14 protein-coding genes are annotated in these 18462 nt (G+C 48.6%); 13 read left to right on the top strand and 1 reads right to left on the bottom strand.

Going from position 1 to position 18462, the window contains the following annotated elements; genetic code table 11:
• Positions 1 to 6 precede the first annotated feature (6 nt).
• From RH89_RS00395 to ssp4, 13 genes are all read left to right on the top strand, one after another.
• A complete protein-coding gene (locus tag RH89_RS00395; protein ID WP_004397784.1) occupies positions 7 to 1041 on the top strand; it encodes a sugar ABC transporter substrate-binding protein in 1035 nt (344 codons plus the stop codon).
• Positions 1042 to 1378: 337 nt separating this feature from the next.
• Positions 1379 to 2347: an ABC transporter permease gene (locus RH89_RS00390; RefSeq protein ID WP_004397783.1), complete on the top strand. Its 969-nt coding sequence runs from the start codon at positions 1379 to 1381 to the stop codon at positions 2345 to 2347.
• Complete coding sequence (locus RH89_RS00385; RefSeq protein ID WP_004397782.1) at positions 2340 to 3830, top strand: sugar ABC transporter ATP-binding protein; 1491 nt, start codon at positions 2340 to 2342, stop codon at positions 3828 to 3830. The genes RH89_RS00390 and RH89_RS00385 overlap by 8 nt, the downstream gene beginning before the upstream one ends.
• Positions 3814 to 4788 carry an ABC transporter permease gene (locus RH89_RS00380; protein WP_004397781.1) on the top strand — a complete coding sequence of 325 codons (975 nt, stop codon included), beginning with the start codon at positions 3814 to 3816 and terminating at the stop codon, positions 4786 to 4788. Before RH89_RS00385 ends, RH89_RS00380 begins: the two co-directional genes overlap by 17 nt.
• Positions 4789 to 4796: 8 nt before the next feature.
• The gene (locus RH89_RS00375) at positions 4797 to 5591 is read left to right on the top strand and encodes an SDR family NAD(P)-dependent oxidoreductase (RefSeq protein WP_004397780.1); all 795 of its coding nucleotides are present in this window, start codon (positions 4797 to 4799) and stop codon (positions 5589 to 5591) included.
• Between the two features lie 27 nt (positions 5592 to 5618).
• Positions 5619 to 7373, top strand: coding sequence for a CoA-transferase (locus tag RH89_RS00370; protein WP_004397779.1), 1755 nt, complete (start codon positions 5619 to 5621; stop codon positions 7371 to 7373).
• 29 nt (positions 7374 to 7402) lie between these two features.
• Positions 7403 to 8164, top strand: coding sequence for an IclR family transcriptional regulator (locus tag RH89_RS00365; protein ID WP_004397778.1), 762 nt, complete (start codon positions 7403 to 7405; stop codon positions 8162 to 8164).
• A gap of 60 nt (positions 8165 to 8224) precedes the next feature.
• Entirely contained in the window at positions 8225 to 8908 is a 684-nt protein-coding gene (locus RH89_RS00360; protein WP_004397777.1) for an RraA family protein, read from the top strand.
• 7 nt (positions 8909 to 8915) lie between these two features.
• Positions 8916 to 9962 carry a lactonase family protein gene (locus RH89_RS00355; protein ID WP_004397776.1) on the top strand — a complete coding sequence of 349 codons (1047 nt, stop codon included), beginning with the start codon at positions 8916 to 8918 and terminating at the stop codon, positions 9960 to 9962.
• 98 nt (positions 9963 to 10060) lie between these two features.
• On the top strand, positions 10061 to 11509 hold the full coding sequence (modF, locus tag RH89_RS00350) for a molybdate ABC transporter ATP-binding protein ModF (RefSeq protein ID WP_004397775.1): 1449 nt from the start codon (positions 10061 to 10063) through the stop codon (positions 11507 to 11509).
• Between the two features lie 115 nt (positions 11510 to 11624).
• Positions 11625 to 12716, top strand: coding sequence for a PfkB family carbohydrate kinase (locus RH89_RS00345; protein ID WP_004397774.1), 1092 nt, complete (start codon positions 11625 to 11627; stop codon positions 12714 to 12716).
• A gap of 10 nt (positions 12717 to 12726) precedes the next feature.
• The gene (locus tag RH89_RS00340) at positions 12727 to 13635 is read left to right on the top strand and encodes a pseudouridine-5'-phosphate glycosidase (protein WP_004397773.1); all 909 of its coding nucleotides are present in this window, start codon (positions 12727 to 12729) and stop codon (positions 13633 to 13635) included.
• Between the two features lie 145 nt (positions 13636 to 13780).
• On the top strand, positions 13781 to 14698 hold the full coding sequence (gene ssp4 / locus RH89_RS00335; protein ID WP_004397772.1) for an Ssp4 family T6SS effector: 918 nt from the start codon (positions 13781 to 13783) through the stop codon (positions 14696 to 14698).
• 520 nt (positions 14699 to 15218) lie between these two features.
• Here the strand turns inward: ssp4 and carB are convergent.
• The gene (gene carB, locus RH89_RS00325) at positions 15219 to 18449 is read right to left on the bottom strand and encodes a carbamoyl-phosphate synthase large subunit (RefSeq protein ID WP_004397766.1); all 3231 of its coding nucleotides are present in this window, start codon (positions 18447 to 18449) and stop codon (positions 15219 to 15221) included.
• Positions 18450 to 18462 lie beyond the last annotated feature (13 nt).

Genomic DNA, 18462 nt, shown 5'->3' with positions numbered 1-18462 from the left:
CAAAATATGAAAGGATTCATAACCAAAGCAAGCCGTCTGGCGTTGCTATCTGTCTCGCTGATGACAGCAGGAATCGCTGTCGCCGCTGAAGGGCCTAAAACAGCCGGATACATAGTGAACTACGCCACCCACGAATGGTATCAGAACGTGATCAAAGGGATGGAACAGCGCGGCAAAGAACTGGGCGTCAAACTGGAAGTGATCGACGCCAACCTGGATATCGCGAAGCAAGTCTCTGCTGCCGAAGATTTCATGGCGAGAAACGTGGATGTGCTGATCATTACGCCAGTCAACGAACAGGGTGTTGTCCCTATTCTTCGCCGGGCAAAAGCTAACGGTATCCCGGTAGTGCTTGAAGGCAGCCCAGCCAAAGGCATGCAAACCTTAGTCGCCATCTGTGACTACGACACGGGTTACAACGCGGGTGTCGAAACCGGCAAGCTCGCCAAAGACACCATTAAAGGACAGGTAAGAGTAATGAACGTTGGTCTGCCTCTTCTTTCCGCGACCGTGCTTCGCAGTCAGGGATTTATGGACGGTTTACAAACCATTCTGCCTGATGCGGTGATGGTTCATGATCTGGACGGAGGCGGTAACCCGGATCGCTCTCAGGAAGTCTCTTCTGCGGCACTGGCTGCAGACGCCAAAATCAATGTGATTTACGGCATCAATGATTCATCGGCGTTAGGCGGTTTGCAGGCATGGCGAGCGGCTGGTCTGTCTGAAGATCAACTGATCGTTGTGGGCACTGGTGGTGAAGGTCTGGCATTCCTCAACGAAATGTCCAAAGAAAACAGCCCGCTAAAACTGGAAGCGGCTATGTTCCCTGAAAAAGTTGGCTTTACCACAATGGACACCGCAGTGGCGCTCTACAAAGAAGAAAGCCTGCCTGAGCATGTTGTGAGCCCAACCACCACGCTGACTCTGGCGAACTACAGCAATTATTACTCTTACGACGGCAAGTCCCGTCAGATACAGTGGGATACCGTCAACAGTCTGGTCCCTGCGAAGAAATGTATGAAGTACGCGTCTGATCTATAGGGTCTGTTGACCTTTCGAGATGATTTTTGCAGCAATTTGTGGGTTCTTTATACAAGGCAGTGCTTATTCGGTGTAGTCGCTCTACATCAATAAGCGGTAACACAGTAGAAAGGAGCCACAAATGCTGCCCGAAGGGTTCGGTTCTATGCGCTTTACTCTTTGTTGCAAGGTATTTGCTTAGAATAACTAAGCTAAAGACCTTGCGCCGCGATTAAAACACATAGAACTCGAACAAAATTTAACCACGAAAGGTCAGCAGACCCTAAAGACTCGTGATTCGAATGGCGGCAGCAGGGGTTGTTGTCGCCTGTTCGCAAAAACTAGTAGGAGTAAGGCTATGGATAAGCCGTCTTCGCCTGCATTTTGGCAGAAGATCAGTCACTCAAAGTCGTTGTTTCTGGTGATATTGCTGGCAGCACTGATTATTGGACTCAGCATTTCATCGGATCGATTTCTCACGCCAGCGAATGCAGTCGCAGTGCTGCATCAGTCATCGTTGGTGCTCATCGTTGCGGTGGGCATGACACTACTTTTGATTAGTGGTGAAGTAGACATCTCAGTGGGCGCGGCAATGGGTTTTGCCTCCTGCGTGGTGATGGACGTTCTTAATGCCACTCATAGTCTGCTTGCAGGTATTGTGGCAGGGGTTTTGTTTGGTGTGGCTGTAGGCATTTTCAATGGATTGGTCACAACCCGCCTAAAAGTAAACTCATTGATTGGAACCATTGCAACCATGATGATTCTGCAGGGTGGCGTCTTTTTGTATACCCGTGAGGCTATCCAGAACCACCATCAACTGCCTGCATTTTCCAGCGTCGCTACTGGCTATTGGCTTGGCATTCCCGTTCCGGTCATCATTGCCATTGTCGCAGTCATTATTGGTGGCGTGCTCTTATCCCGAACCCGTCAGGGTCGCCTTATTAGTGCCGTTGGAGCAAACCAGAATGCGGCTAAACTGTCGGGAATTTCCCCCAGCAAAGTCAAGATAACCGCGTTTATTATCTTGGGCGCATTAACAGGGATTGCCGCCGTCATTCTGGCATCACTTCTTAATGCGGGTCAGCCGACTGCCGGAAAGGGCTTTGAGCTGATTGTGATTGCGGCGGTTCTGTTAGGTGGCACCAGTCTGTTCGGCGGCAGTGGTTCTATTTTAGGGACGGTGCTGGCGGTGATGATTTTAAAAATCATCGATAACGGAATCATCATTCTTGGCTGGAATCAGGACTGGCAAATCATCATCCCGGGCGTGTTTCTTATTCTCGCGGTCTACCTCGACATAGTAAGGAGGAAGCCGTCTTATGAATGAGCAGAATCCACTAGTTCAAATCGATAACCTCACTAAGTCTTTTCCTGGCGTGAAAGCGCTGGACGGTGTGTCACTAGAGCTTTTTCCGGGCGAAGTTCTGGCGCTGATTGGCGAAAACGGTGCGGGAAAATCAACGCTTATCAAGATCCTGTGTGGTGTATTTCCCGCTGATGAAGGCAGCGTTTCTCTGAGTGGAGATGTGATGCATTTCCAGACCCCTTCCGATGCGCTTAAAGCCGGGATCAAGCCTGTTTTTCAGGAGATCGCTCTCATCCCTGAATTTACTGTGGCTGAGAATATCTTTATGGAGAATCACCCGCTCACGTCATTTGGGACCATTGGCTGGAAAAGCATTCGACAACAAGCCGCGGAACTGTTCGATCAACTGGGGTTCGACTTAGATCCCGATGCTAAAGTCGCCGACTTACCCATCAGTCAGCAGCAGCTTGTCGAGATCACCAGAGCCATCAGTTCAGACGCCAAAGTCGTGGTGATGGACGAGCCGACATCTTCACTCAGCCCGGCCGAAATCAAAAACCTCTTTGTGGTCATCAACAAGCTCAAAGCAATGGGCATTGCAGTGATTTACGTCAGTCACAAACTCGACGAGTTATTTGAGTTCGCCCAGCGTTGTGTGGTGCTTCGGGACGGCTGCCATGTGTCCACCAAAGCCATGTCAGAACATACTCATGACACGCTAATCCGAGACATGGTGGGCAGAGAGATAAGCGACCTTTTCCCGAAAACCGAGCATCAAACCAAGGAAACTCGATTGGAAGTCAAAGGCGTGAACGCAGGGCAAAAACTGAAAAATATCGATTTTCATGCACGCTCTGGAGAAGTAGTCGGCTTTTTTGGCTTGGTTGGCGCGGGACGCACAGAACTCGCCAAAGTACTGGTTGGATACGATCCAATCAACGAAGGCGAAATCCACATCAACGGAGAACCCCTCAAACCGCACGATACTTCAAAAGCGAAATCGCTGGGGATTGGCTTGATGAGTGAAGACCGCAAAGAAGAAGGGTTGATGCTGGAAGCCGATGTGCAAAGCAACATGAGCCTTGCCTCGCTGGAAAAACTCACCCAGTACGGATTTGTCAGCGACAGTCAGGAACAGCTGTCCTGCGATGAATTTGTCGACCGGTTTAAAATCAAAATCACCTCCTTATCGCAACTGTCCGGCACCTTGTCTGGTGGAAATCAGCAAAAAGTGATGCTGTCTCGCTGGCTGATGTACGGGCTATCGGTGCTGGTGGTGGACGAACCCACAAGGGGAATAGACGTGGGGGCAAAATCGGAAATTTACGCTCTGATCGATTCGCTGGCTCAACAGGGAATGTGCGTTGTTGTCATGACCTCTGAGATGCCTGAGTTATTAGGCTTGTGCGATCGGATCTATGTGATGTCTGAGGGAAGGATCACAGCCGAGTACCCACGCAGTGAAGCAACACAGGAGAAGATACTTGATGCAGCCATCCAATAGTTCCAACTCACCCAACTCTGCCTGGAGCTGGCTGATCAAGCATAACGAGTTTGCGCTGGCGCTATCTCTTTTGATGATCATTCTGGTGTTTTCTCTGCTGTCTGAACATTTCTTTAGTGTCAGGAACCTCACCAATGTCTTTGGTCAGGCGTCGATCATTCTCACCTTGTCTCTTGGCGTCAGTCTGGTGTTTATCTCCGGGGAGGTCGACATCTCTGTCGGTTCGCTGGTTGCGGCTGTCGCCATTCCTCTTATTGAGGTGATGAATGTCACCGAATCAATGACTCTTGGGATCTTCGGTGCGCTCGCCTGCGGTCTGCTCATTGGCGTGATAAACGGGTATCTGGTTGTTTACCTCAGGATCAACTCTCTCATCGTCACGCTGGGTACGCTGTTCATCATTCGGGGTGGGGTTTACCTCTACACCGGAAAGAAGGCCATTGCCGATGAAGTCTATTTAGAATCTTTCTTCCAGCTCGGAAACGGGCGTTTTATGGATGTGCTCCCATACCCTGCCCTAATTGCCGGGACCTTGGTTATCCTGCTCGCTTTTGCCTTAAGGCATACGCGCTTCGGGCGCAAAGTCTACGCCATTGGGGGCGACGCCAAAGTGGCACGGCTCGCAGGGTACAACGTGCAAAAGGTGAAGTTCACCTGCTTCGTGCTCTGTGCCTTGATCTCCACCGTTGGAGGAATACTGCTGGCATCTCGATTAGGGTCGGCGGTTCACCTGGCGGGTCTGGGTTACGAATTTCAGGCAGTCGCCGCCGCGGTGCTGGGTGGAATCAGTTTAGCGGGCGGAATCGGCAGTTTGGTTGGCGTGCTTCTTGGGGTACTGATTCTGGCGTTTGTCTCTAATGGGTTAGGCATGCTTGGAGCCCCAACAGAATGGCAATTAGTGGTAACCGGCATCGTGATCATCATTGCGGTCACGCTCGATTCAATGAAAAAACAATAGGTAACACTATGACCAGACTCAAAGGAAAAGTTGCGGTAGTCACTGGCGCTGCCGATGGTATCGGTCAGGTAATCGCGGAAACCATGGCAAAGGAAGGAGCGTCTGTCGTCCTCGCCGACATTCAGGAAGAGAAAGGGCAGCAAACCACCCAAAGTATTGTCGAATCCGGAGGCAAAGCCCTGTTCATCAAAACCGACGTGAGTCAGGAAAAAGACGTGCAGGCACTATTGGAACAGACGGCTCAGCGCTACGGTAAGTTAGATATTTTAGTCAACAACGCTGCCGTCGCCATTGGTGGGATGCCGATCAATGAAATGACCGAAGAGCAGTGGCAGAAGATCATAGCCGTCAATTTCAGCAGCGTGTTCCGAGGTTGCAAGTTCGCCATTCCGCATATGATAAAAAATGGCTCGGGTTCCATTATCAACATGGCATCTGCTCAGGCACACAATGGGTTGCAAGGCTGGAGTGCGTACGCAGGTATTAAGGGAGGAATCATCGCCATGAGCAAGCAGCTCGCCGTGGAGTTTGGTCCCAACAATATCCGGGTTAACACTATTTCTCCGGGCACCATCAGCACTCCTATGGTGGAGAAGGTGATCCGTGAAAGTGAAGACGGCGAATCCATTATGCGTTCCTTTGTGGACATGCACCCAATAGGTCGAATTGGCAAGCCAGAAGAGGTGGCAGAAACAGCCGTTTATCTTGCGTCTGACGCTTCTGGTTTCACTACGGGCACAGACATTCGCGTTGATGGCGGATTATGTATTACGGCTCGTTACAAGCCGGATAGCTGGTACTAAAGTCGACTAAGCAGGGAAATCACCGTTATGAGTTTAGTAAAAGCCAATCGACCGGAAACAACGTCACTAAAAGCGCTCGCCTCGCGGGTTGCAAGTGGAAGCCGACTGTCCGTAGGAGGCCACCATTTTGCCCGACTGCCCATAGCTCTGATTAGAGAGGTATGTCAGCAACGAGTCACAGGTTTGCGCTATTTTAACTGGGCTGGAGGCTTGCCTCTTGAGATGTTACTGGAAGCGGAAGCCGTCGAGAGTATCGATATTTGTTTTTCAAGTCTTGACGTGTTCGGGCTTGCGCCTAGATTTCGTAAAGCGGTCGAAAAACAGGGAATACCGATGACCGACTGGCCGGCTTTGGCGTTGATTCAAAGCCTGAGAGCCGCCGAGCAAAACCTCCCCTTTCTTCCTATGCAAAGCCCGGTAGGTTCAGAGCTGAATGAAACCTGCCCAGCACTCACTCCCTATTTCGATGAAGAAAGCCAGCAAACGCTGTCACTGGCCAAAGCCCAAACGACCGATGTATTGCTGCTTCACGCCCCTCGTGCTGATGAATCAGGAAACGTCGAGCTCTACGGCGCTCATTCGCTCGACAAATTGGTTGCTGGCGCGGCGAAACAGGTGTTGGTGACCGTAGAAGAAATCGTCCCGAATGGCACCTTACAAAAGGGATTGAGAAACACCATCATTCCCCGTAACAAGATCAGCGCGATAGCGGAGGCTCGAGGCGGCGCTTATCCTTGTTCTTGTCTGCCTTACTACACCACGGACTACCAAAGATTGATGGAGATAACCCAAAGCTCGCAACCTCTGGAATCCGAATTGCAGCAGCGCGAAGTGCCTACACTGATCCAGAAAGCTGCACAACTTCCATTGAGTGACCTTTTATCCTCCTACTCAGTCTTATCAACCGATGATAAGGACTCGCCGGCAACCGCTGCCGATATCATGACTATTCGGGTTGCCCGAATGCTGAGTAATGAAAGCTACGCCAGCGCAGGGGCAGTATCCCCTCTGGCAAACGTGGCTTACCGGTTGGCAAAAGCCAGTCATGCGTCAGACATGATGTTCACCACCTTTAGCGGCGGCACCGTTGATATTCAGGCAGGCACCATGAGCCTAACCTTGCTGGAATCCATGGACACACAAAGTGCCGCAGGGCATACCGGCGGCGAAGATACTTACTGGACTGCCTATCAGGGAGGTCTGGTCAGCCATGAAATTGTGGGAACTGCGCAGATTGATGCCAAAGGCATGACAAACACCTTGTCTATCTCTAAACCCAACGGAGGCTTCGTGCGTTTACCCGGACAAGGAGGCATGGCTGATGTCGCAAACATGCATCAGCATTTTATGGTTTACTTACCCCGCCACACCCCTCAGGCACTCGTTGAACAAGTCGAACTATGCAGTGCAGGTCGACGACTTGTGTCAGAAGAGGATCGCAGGAAGTACGGTTATCAACCGGGCAAAATCACCCTTATCACCAATCTGTGTTTGTTCGAATACGATGAAGAAGAAGGGCAACTCGTGGTCGTGGAAACCATGCCCGGTGTGAGCAGGCAGACCATCACAGAGCAAACCGGATTTAAAGTCCTGTTCTCTGACCTGTGCCGAGAAATGGAACCAATACGGGACGAGGAGTTGGCGCTACTAAGAAATCAGATCGATCCGCTGGGGATAAGAAGGCTGGAGTTTGTCAGCGCCAAAGAACGGCAGACATTACTCAGCAGTATAATTAATCAGGATCGTCAGTTAATCACTGCGTTACTCAAATCATCGGCTTAGGCTCAGATAACATTTCGTACAGGTGCACAATGGCAAACAGTGAAAGTAAGTATTCAGTTCCGGCAGTAGATAAGGCGCTCAGTGTGTTAGAGCTGCTGTCTGAGTCCCCGGACGGAGCAACCCAGACAGAAATTGCGCGCATGCTTGGGCGCTCCATCACCAGTCTGTATCGAGTGATTCAAGTGCTTGAAGAAAAAGGTTACATCTATTCCACGGGCCCCAAGTCCACCTATCACCTGTCTTTGAAAATGTTTGAAGTGGCCAATCGCCATTATCCGGTGCAAACTCTGGTTGAAGCTGCTCATGTGGAAATTAAGTCCGTGTGCAAAGCGACTCTTCAAAGCTGCCACATTGCGCTTCTTAATGGTGAAGAGATCATCATCATCCACCAGCAAGATCCGCCTCTCGGAACGCATTACTCTGTCGCGACAGGCAGTCGTTATCCGGCTCTGGAAACCAGTTCCGGGGCAGTAATGATCGCTTATTCAGATCACGAAGTTCAGCAGACGTTCTACGACTCTTTGCCTTCAGACAAAGAGAGAAAGGCGCTCAAAGAAAGGCTGGATAACATCATCCAGTTAGGGCATGAGCGGATGGAATCGCAAGTGGTAGCGGGTATTCTTAATTTGTCTGTCCCCTTGTTTGACTACCGAAATCGTGTGGTTGGCGTGGCGACATTGCCTTTCCTTTCTCAAAAATACGCTCAGGAAACCAGCCCGGAAGAAGCACTCGAAATGCTTAAAAACGCCTGTAAAACCATTTCCTGTAACCTCGGTTACCAGCATTCCTAGAGAGGCATCTCATTCAGTGACACCCGAATTTATATCAATGGACGATAATCGGAGGTAACAATGTCAAACGACAACGCCTTGTTTGCCAGAATCAAGGAAGAGCTATTCAGCGCTGTGATTGGCGATGTCATGGATAAAATGGGGTATACGCAGCAGTTCTTTCCCCCTTATCTCACTACGTTACGACGAGACATGGTGATTGCTGGCAGAGCCATGACGGTATTGGAGGCTGACGTATTTGAGGAAGTTTCTTCTGAAAGCGCCAACCCAATAATGGCAAAGCCTTTTGGGCTGATGTTTGAAGCATTGGATAGCCTGAAACCCAACGACGTATACGTCTGTACCGGCTCATCTCCGGACTACGCGCTCTGGGGAGGGCTCATGTCTACCCGAGCGATAAAACTCGGTGCCGCTGGCGCAATACTGGATGGCTACATCCGTGACAGCAATGAAATCCTCTCACTCAATTTTCCGGTCGCAAGCCGCGGATGCTACGCCCAGGATCAAGGTCCGCGTGGCAAAGTGATTAATTACAATGTCCCTCTAAGAGTGGGTCAGGTACAGATTCAACCTGGAGATATCATTTTCGGTGACTGCGATGGTGTGCTTTGCATCCCTAAAGAAATCGAAGACGAAGTGATTTCCAAGGCACTGGAAAAAGTGCGCGGTGAAAGCGAAGTGCGAAAAGCTCTTGAAAATGGAATGAGCACCGTAGAAGCGTTTGAACGATTTGGCATCATGTGAGGTAGAAATGGAACTCTATATCGGCAGTTATTCAAGTCATCTTGAAGGGGTCATCACCAACGGGAAAGGCATATACAAAGTCAGCTTTGACCCGGAAACCGGACAATTTGGTCAGGCGCATTTGCATTTGAAATGCGATAACCCCACCGCACTTGCTATCTCCTCTGACGGGAAAAACCTCTACACCGTGCGCGAGGTGTTTCAGCAAAAGAATCCGGCGATGATTCACCTGTACTCAGATGAAACCCACACGGTTTGGAATGTTCAGGGTGAACTGCCTTGTCATATCGCTTTGCATGAAAATCCGAATTTTATTACCACCGCTCAATACTGGACGGGAGAAGTTTCTCTGTTTCAATTTAACGAACAGGGAAGTGCTCAGCTCATTCGTCACCTAGAACATCAGGGCACCGGACCGAATACCAACCGTCAGGAAGGTCCTCATGCCCACTATTCCGCCTTCACAAATGGCGGTTATCATCTGCACTCTACTGACTTAGGTGCGGATAAAATCTGGAGTTACGAACTGGACAATTCGGGCAAAATTCTTAACAGCGCTTTTTGCGACGTACCCTCTGGCTGTGGGCCAAGGCATATGGTTATCAGCCCGGATGAGCAGTTCGCCTATGTCTGTTGCGAACTGGATGAAAGTCTACTGGTACTTACCCGAGAAGATCTTGGCTGGCGTTTTCATTCTCAAATCCAGGCTTTTGATTGCGATAAAGAGACCGAAGGATCGGTTTCTGCCATTCGGCTTTCTCCTAACGGACGACACCTGTACGTATCTGGAAGACGACAATCTCGCATCGCTCATTTCACCATTGATGCCCAAACCCAGTTACCCAACCGGGCAGGCGATTTTGCAACGGGTGGTGAATGCCCAAGAGATTTTACCTTAACTCAGGACGGACAATGGATGCTGATAGGCAATCAATACACAAATCAGGTGGTCAGTATGAGGTTGAATCAGGAAACTGGTAAACCTGAAAAGATATCTGGAAAACTCGATGTGGGAACCCCTGTTGCTATTCTCGAAATCCCCAATGCCAATTAGCACCTCATAGCACGACCCAAGTCTAATTTACTTTTCCCTGCTGCTTTTTTACTCTGTAAAGAAGCAGTCAGTTATTAGACGTTACGCAAGGAAGCCGTATGCCCATTGTATTCACCGATGTTGTTACCCAGACCCGTTCTCACCCGCTTTCCATATCTAACTGGACAATCCAAGAGAATCAGAATTGGGGGATATTTTGCGCCAAAGGCGACATCGGAGAGCAGCTTTACCATGTGCTTTCACAATCCATTGAATTGAAAAGCGGGCAGTGTGAAGCAACCGATCTTCGCATCGCTTACGTGTCTCTCAGCCAGCAGCAAGCACTTCTGGAGCAAGAACTTGCCGACGATGACACCGACTTTATGGACAGATTCGACAATGGCTCAACCGTGCGCGAGTTGCTTCTCAGCGATGAAAACAATCAGGAAGACGTGGAAAAACTCATCCAGCAACTCGATCTGGAGCATCTGCTGGATCGTGGTTTTCGTCTGCTCTCAACAGGAGAAACCCGTAGTCTAATGCTGGCGAGAGCCGTGCTGGAAAAACCAGACCTCCTGATTCTCGACGAGCCCTATACAGGGTTAGACATTGCCCACCGAACTGCCCTCGCTCCCTTTCTAGAAGCGTTGAGTGCGCAAATGCAGTTACTCATTCTGGTCTCACGTGAAAACGAGCTGCCTGAATGGATAGAGCACATCGCTCTATTTGATAATGGCAAACTCACGCAAACACTGACTAAATCGGAATGGCGGCAGCACCCCATCATCAATCAGATCAATGCGCAGACCCAGAAACAAAGTGAGCAGGTGCTTGCGCTGTATAACAAGTACCAGCATCAGACAGAGTTTTCTGATCCTCTGGTGGAGCTGACAGATGGCAAGGTTGAGTATACGGATCAGAAAATCTTCTCTGGCGTAAACTGGCAAATCAGGCACCACCAGCATTGGCAGATCCGAGGCCCTAACGGGTGTGGAAAGAGTACTTTGCTGGGGCTTATCTTTGGTGATCACCCACAATGTTACAGCAACGATATCCGACTGTTTGATATGAAGCGCGGCAATGGCGAGACGGTTTGGGACATCAAAAAACACATCGGTATGGTGTCTTCTGCACTTCACTTGCAATATCGGGTCAGTTGCAAAGCCATCGAAGTGGTTTTGTCTGGCTTTTATGACTCCATTGGACTTTATGAAGCACCAAGTAAAACCCAAGTTCAAATGGCGCAAGAGTGGCTCGCCATTTTCCACATGAGTGACATTGCCAATCACCCTTTCCGTGAGCTCGAATACGGGCAACAACGTTTATTGTTGATTGCCAGAGCGTTAATCAAGCGCCCCGCCCTTCTCATTCTCGATGAGCCTTATCAAGGTTTGGATTTCCTAGGAAGACGCTTAGTAGTGAATTCGTTAGAACTGATTGCAAAACATAATCTTAGTCAGCTTCTTTTTGTTTCTCATTACAAAGAAGACGCCATAGAAAGCATTCATCATTTCGTTGATTTTGTACCCAGCGAAGACGGTGAAAGCTATGTCGTAAAGATAACCTAATAGGTGCTATCGCTCACATAACATACAATCACTTCACCAAAATCATTGACGTTTTTTCGCTCAAACACCAACCTAACAAAAGTTCGACAAACAAACTTTTGTTAGGTTTTTTTATATGACAGAACGCGAACAACAAATTTTTCAACTGATTAAGCAAGATCCCATGATCCCGCAGCAGGATATCGCGGATAAACTCGGGATCAGCCGAAGTGCCGTTGCGGGTCATATCATGAATATGACCAACAAAGGCATCATCCTAGGGAAGGGGTACATTTTGTCAGAGTCTCAATATGCCGTCGTGATTGGCGGTGCCAACATGGATATTTTAGGTCAGCCACAGCAAGCCATGCACCAAGGGGACTCCAACCCTGGCGTGGTCTCATGTTCACCGGGTGGGGTAGGCAGAAACATTGCTGAAAATATTGCCCGATTAGGCACAGAAGTCCGGCTCATTTCCGTAGTCGGAAACGACACTTACGGTCAACTCATCATTGATAAAACTCGTCAGGCTGGCGTCGATGTATCTCCGGTCATGAAGCTCTCCGATGGCACTACTTCCACTTATCTTTCACTGCTGAATGAAGATGGCGACATGCAGGTTGCTGTATCGGATATGTCGATTTTGGATAAGCTGACCATCGAATCTCTGGAACCGCATATTGAAGTACTAAAGCGCGCGGAAGTGATCGTCGTTGACACCAACCTGAGCGAGTCGGTACTGGAATACATTTTTAGCCAGTTTGCGGATAAGCCGATTTTTGTGGATACGGTTTCCAGCACCAAAGCAGTCAAAATCAAACCTTATCTTTCTCATATTCATACCCTCAAACCCAATATCAAGGAAGCGCAATCCCTTTCAGATCTGCCACACCACAACGCCGATGACCTCGAAACAATTGCCGACTGGTTTTTGAATCAGGGCACGCAGCGCATCTTTTTGAGTCTTGGAGAGGAAGGAGTCTTTTACAAAGACGCTCAAGGCTCACAACACTTTCCAACTGTGAGTACAGACATTAAAAATGCCAATGGTGCAGGTGATGCTTTCTTAGCGGGCTTAGTCCATAGCTATATCAATAAATGGTCTGTCGAGCGAAGCAGCGAATTTGCAATGGCAGCCGCCAGCGTTGCCTTGTCGGATGTCGCCACCATCAACCCTAATTTCTCAGAAAATGCCGTTAAGCGCGTTTTGAATGAAGCTGAATGTTAAAGGAGACGAAATGTTAACTCAGTATTTGGATATTGCTCCTGAAGTTGCTGACGCAATCGAATCTGGTAAACCCGTGGTGGCTCTAGAATCCACCATCATCTCTCACGGTATGCCTTACCCGCAAAATGTAGAAACGGCACTGAAAGTTGAACAGACCGTAAGGGATAATGGCGCGATTCCAGCGACTATTGCGATTTTGCAAGGTCGCCTGAAAGTGGGCATGAGCCATGAAGAAATCGAGTACTTAGGCAAAGCCGGACAAGATGTGATTAAAACCAGTCGCCGAGACATTCCGTTCATCGTGGCTAAAAAAGCAGATGGCGCTACCACGGTTGCCTCAACTATGATTCTGGCGGCAATGGCAGGCATCAAAGTGTTCGCAACAGGTGGCATTGGCGGTGTTCACCGTGGTGCTGAAACCAGTTTCGATGTGTCAGCCGACCTTCAGGAGCTTGCTAACACAAATGTTGCCGTAGTGTGTGCTGGCGCGAAGTCTATTCTCGATATTGGCTTAACTCTGGAATACCTTGAAACCCATGGTGTTCCTGTCATTGGCTATCAAACCGACACACTTCCTGCATTTTACACCCGCGAAAGTGAGTTCGGCGTCGACTACACCTTAGATACCCCAGAACAAATCGCCATTGCCCTGAAAGCCAAATGGGAGCTCGGTTTGAATGGAGGTGCCGTCATCGCCAACCCAATTCCCAAACAATACGCGATGAACAAAGCTGAAATCGATGAAGTGATTGCTCACGCCATCGAAGAAATGGACAGCAAGGGCATCAAAGGCAAAGAATCCACGCCCTTCCTACTCGCTAAAGTCGCCGAAAAAACCGCTGGCAACAGCCTCGCTTCCAACATCCAACTTGTCCTGAATAACGCCAAGTTAGCAGCGCAAGTGGCTTCAAGTTTTTGATTTGATATGGTGTGCTCTGCATTAGTGGAGCGCACTCTCTTCCCCTTAAATCTAAAACTTTGACCTACCTCTAAACAATCCGTATCTCATTTAATTTACACATCTTTTTGAGTTGTAATTGCAAATATGCAACAAGGAAAATATTGTGCAATCACTCATTAAAGGCCCTCTAAGGGAGATAAAAAAGGACTCTCTTCTTGCTAAACTGGATTACACACTAAACAAGAAAAAGCTCTTCAAAGAAATAGATCGTATACCCGAAACATCTGGAGCGGGGGTGGTTTACATTGATAGCAATTTTACGGTAGTGGAATTAAGGAAGTTTCAATCTACCTGCAGAATTAACCCAATAAACATTATTCTTCGAGAACCTCCAAAACAAATCACACCTCAGCAATTTGCTACCCAAATAAAGTCTTCAAATCGAGAATCTAAACTTGTTGGTGAAGCCGTTGGTGCGGGGCTAAGTTGCGTATCTGCTGTGATTGGCTGGGTTGTTGTGGTTGGCAGCTCTGCTGCAATTCCAATTACTGGTGGTACTAGCGCCGCAGTAACGTATCTTGGTTATGCAGCTGCTGTTGCATCAACTGCACAATGCGCCGTTGGCGGAGGTAGATTTATTGCAGAAATGACGAACCCTAAAGGACTAGATTGGCTCGACAGCCAAGAGTGGTATCAGAATACTGCGCAGGCACTCGATTTGGTTTCACTAGGTGGAGTTGCTGCCTCTGGAGCTCTTACGATAAAAATGGTTGCCAATCTTAGGAGTACAACCTCTAAGTCAACGATGGAAGTGCTCAAAGGTCTGAATCGTCAGGAGAGAGCTAGATTAACTAGAGAGATTTCTCGACAAAACCTTAACAATGTCTCAAATAAGGCTTATAAACAACTACTTAAAGCTGGATTGGTCAAGCGCAGACACTCTAACATGGAAATCACTAAAGCAATCAGGTTACAACTAAAGGATGCGATTGGTGCTTCGATTAGTTTTACGGGCAGTGCTAGTTCGGGAACAGTTAACGCGCTCGCGATTGGTGTCTATGAGGAACTAAAGTTTGAGTGATGATAAACATATCCACCTGACGATTAAGAGTGTAGCTTCCGCACTTTCAGTTATCCTACTCCTTATCATTGGTGGATCGTTAACGATGTCGCTTATTGAAGCTACTTTTAACATCGGGGAACGATTTGGCTATTTTTATTACTGGGTAGTGATGATGGGCATAGCCATCATGCTCGTCTGTATCCCTAATGGAATGATGATAATCCACGGGTTGAAATTTTTTAGCCAGGTTAACATGTACAACTGTTACTTCCAGTTGGCTACAGCTCTGGTTTTATTCAAAACAGGACCTGTCTGGCTATACATATCCTTGTCTAACGTCGCAATTCCACTTCTATGCTTTTTCTTATTAAGGGGAAAGTCATACAAAAACTTTGTCGAGTTCTATTATGTTCTCCAAACCAATCGACGATTAGAACGTAAACGGCTCAAAGAGCTAACGAAACAAAGATAAATTTAGGAACAGATAACAAAAAGCCCGCTCATTGAGCGGGCTTTCGTATTCTAGAAAGTAAACTTATTAAGCTAGGCTTTCTTTTACTTTCGCGTGCAGTTCTTGAACCGAAGTAACGTTGGTTTTCGCATCTGCAGTGTGAGCCATACAAGTTGCAAACGCTGCGTTTAGCGTTGTTGTGTAGTTCACTTTTTCTGCCAGAGCACCACGACGCAGAACCTTCGAATCTTCAATCGCCTGACGACCAGCTGCCGTGTTGACGATGTAGGTGTATTCGTTGTTCTTAATACGGTCAAGAATGTGCGGACGACCTTCGTGTACCTTGTTTACCAGGCGTGGGTTGATACCCGCTTCACCAAGGATAACTGCTGTACCGTGAGTCGCGTCCAGTTGGTAACCCAGCTTAGTCAGCTTAGACGCTAGATCCACAACGCGTTGCTTGTCGCCTTCGCGAACAGACAGAAGTGCACGACCACCTTCTGGGTAAACATTGCCACAGCCTAGCTCCGCTTTAGAATAAGCTTCTGCGAATGTTGCACCTACACCCATAACTTCACCAGTTGAGCGCATTTCAGGGCCAAGCAGTGGGTCAACGCCCGGGAACTTGTTGAATGGCAGAACCACTTCTTTCACTGAGTAGTATGGTGGAATGATCTCTTTGGTAAAGCCTTGTGACTCAAGAGACTGACCTGCCATAACACGTGCAGCGATTTTCGCTAGCGGTGCACCCGTCGCTTTCGATACGAATGGTACAGTACGTGCAGCACGTGGGTTCACTTCGATTAGGTAAACTTCGTTGTCTTTAACCGCAAACTGCGTGTTCATCAGACCACGTACACCTAGTTCAAACGCCAGCTTTTCAACTTGCTCACGCATCTTATCCTGGATTTCCTGGCTTAGCGTGTAAGCAGGAAGTGAACATGCTGAGTCACCTGAGTGAACACCCGCTTGCTCGATGTGCTCCATAATGCCGCCGATAACGACGCGTTCACCGTCACAGATAGCATCGATATCAACTTCTGTTGCGTCATCTAGGAAGCGGTCCAGAAGTACAGGGGATTCGTTAGATACGCTCACAGCTTCGTTGAAGTAACGGCGCAGGTCTTGCTCGTCGTATACGATTTCCATCGCACGACCACCCAATACGTAAGAAGGACGTACAACTAGAGGGAAGCCAATTTCTTTCGATTTCTCAACCGCTTGGTCAATCGTAGTTACTGTTGCGTTTTCTGGTTGTAGCAAACCTAGGCGGTCAACTGCTGCCTGGAAACGCTCACGGTCTTCTGCACGGTCGATTGCATCAGGGCTAGTACCGATGATTGGCACACCTGCTGCTTCAAGAGCACGAGCCAGTTTCAGAGGAGTCTGACCGCCGTACTGCACGATAACGCCTTTTGGCTTCTCAACGCGAACGATAGAAAGTACATCTTCAAGAGTAACTGGTTCGAAGTACAGACGGTCTGATGTGTCGTAGTCTGTAGAAACTGTTTCAGGGTTACAGTTCACCATGATGGTCTCGTAACCGTCTTCACGCAGTGCTAGTGATGCGTGTACACAGCAGTAGTCGAACTCGATACCTTGACCGATACGGTTTGGACCACCGCCCAATACCATGATCTTGTCTTTATCTGTTGGCTGCGCTTCACACTCGTCATCGTATGAGGAGTACATGTAAGCTGTATCAGAAGAGAATTCCGCTGCACAGGTATCCACACGCTTGTAAACAGGGTGGATATCATACTGGTCACGCAGACGACGGATTTCGCTTTCAGAAACACCTAGTAGCGTAGACAGGCGAGCATCAGAGAAGCCTTTGCGCTTCATCTTGCTTAGGACTTCTTGAGTCAGACCTGCAAAGCCACCAGCTTTCACTTCGTTTTCTAGGTTAACTAGCTCTTCGATTTGAACCAGGAACCAACGGTCAATTTGAGTCAGGTTGAATACGCCGTCAACTGACAGACCGGCACGGAATGCGTCAGCCACATACCAGATACGCTCTGCGCCCGCTTCTTTTAGCTCGTGGCGGATTTTCGATAGTGCATCAGGAGAGTCCAGATCCACCATTTCATCAAAACCGTTCACGCCAACTTCCAGACCGCGTAATGCTTTTTGCAGTGATTCTTGTTGGTTACGACCAATCGCCATCACCTCGCCCACAGACTTCATCTGAGTCGTCAGACGGTCGTTCGCGCCAGCAAATTTCTCGAAGTTAAAGCGAGGAATCTTAGTCACTACGTAGTCGATGGTTGGTTCGAAAGATGCTGGTGTTGCACCACCAGTGATGTCGTTCTGAAGCTCATCAAGAGTGAAGCCAACCGCCAGTTTCGCTGCAATCTTCGCGATTGGGAAACCTGTTGCCTTCGATGCAAGAGCAGATGAACGAGATACACGTGGGTTCATCTCGATGATAACCATACGACCATCTTTCGGGTTAATACCAAACTGTACGTTTGAACCACCCGTTTCAACACCGATTTCACGCAGTACCGCCAGAGATGCGTTACGCATTAGCTGGTATTCTTTGTCCGTCAGTGTTTGTGCTGGCGCGACAGTGATAGAGTCACCGGTGTGAATACCCATTGGGTCGAAGTTTTCGATTGAACATACGATGATACAGTTGTCCGCTTTGTCACGAACCACTTCCATCTCGTACTCTTTCCAACCGATCAGAGATTCGTCAATCAGAAGTTCGTTGGTTGGAGACAAGTCCAGACCACGACGACAGATTTCTTCGAATTCTTCTTTGTTGTATGCGATACCGCCGCCTGTACCACCCATGGTGAATGAAGGGCGGATAATACAAGGGAAGCCAACCATATCGAGTACTTTGTAAGCCTCTTCCATGGTTTTTGCAGTGTCTGCGCGTGGACACTCAAGACCGATAGACTTCATCGCCTTATCGAAACGAGAACGATCTTCTGCTTTGTCGATAGCGTCAGCCGTTGCACCGATCATCTCTACACCAAACTCAGCAAGCACACCGTGCTTCTCAAGATCCAGTGCACAGTTCAGTGCAGTCTGACCACCCATTGTCGGTAGAACCGCGTCCGGGCGCTCTTTTTCAATGATTTTACGAACCACTTCCCATTGAATTGGCTCGATGTAAGTCGCATCTGCCATTTCTGGGTCAGTCATGATGGTGGCTGGGTTAGAGTTCACCAGAATGACGCGGTAGCCTTCTTCGCGAAGTGCTTTACACGCTTGAGCACCAGAATAGTCAAACTCACACGCTTGACCGATAACAATAGGACCAGCGCCCAGAATTAGAATACTTTGTAAGTCAGTACGTTTTGGCATTTTCTCTCTACTC

The organism is Vibrio nigripulchritudo ATCC 27043 (assembly GCF_000222685.1).
GTDB lineage: Bacteria > Pseudomonadota > Gammaproteobacteria > Enterobacterales > Vibrionaceae > Vibrio > Vibrio nigripulchritudo.
The sequence above is the reverse complement of the archived record's forward strand: the minus strand, read 5'-3'. Positions and strand labels throughout refer to the sequence as shown.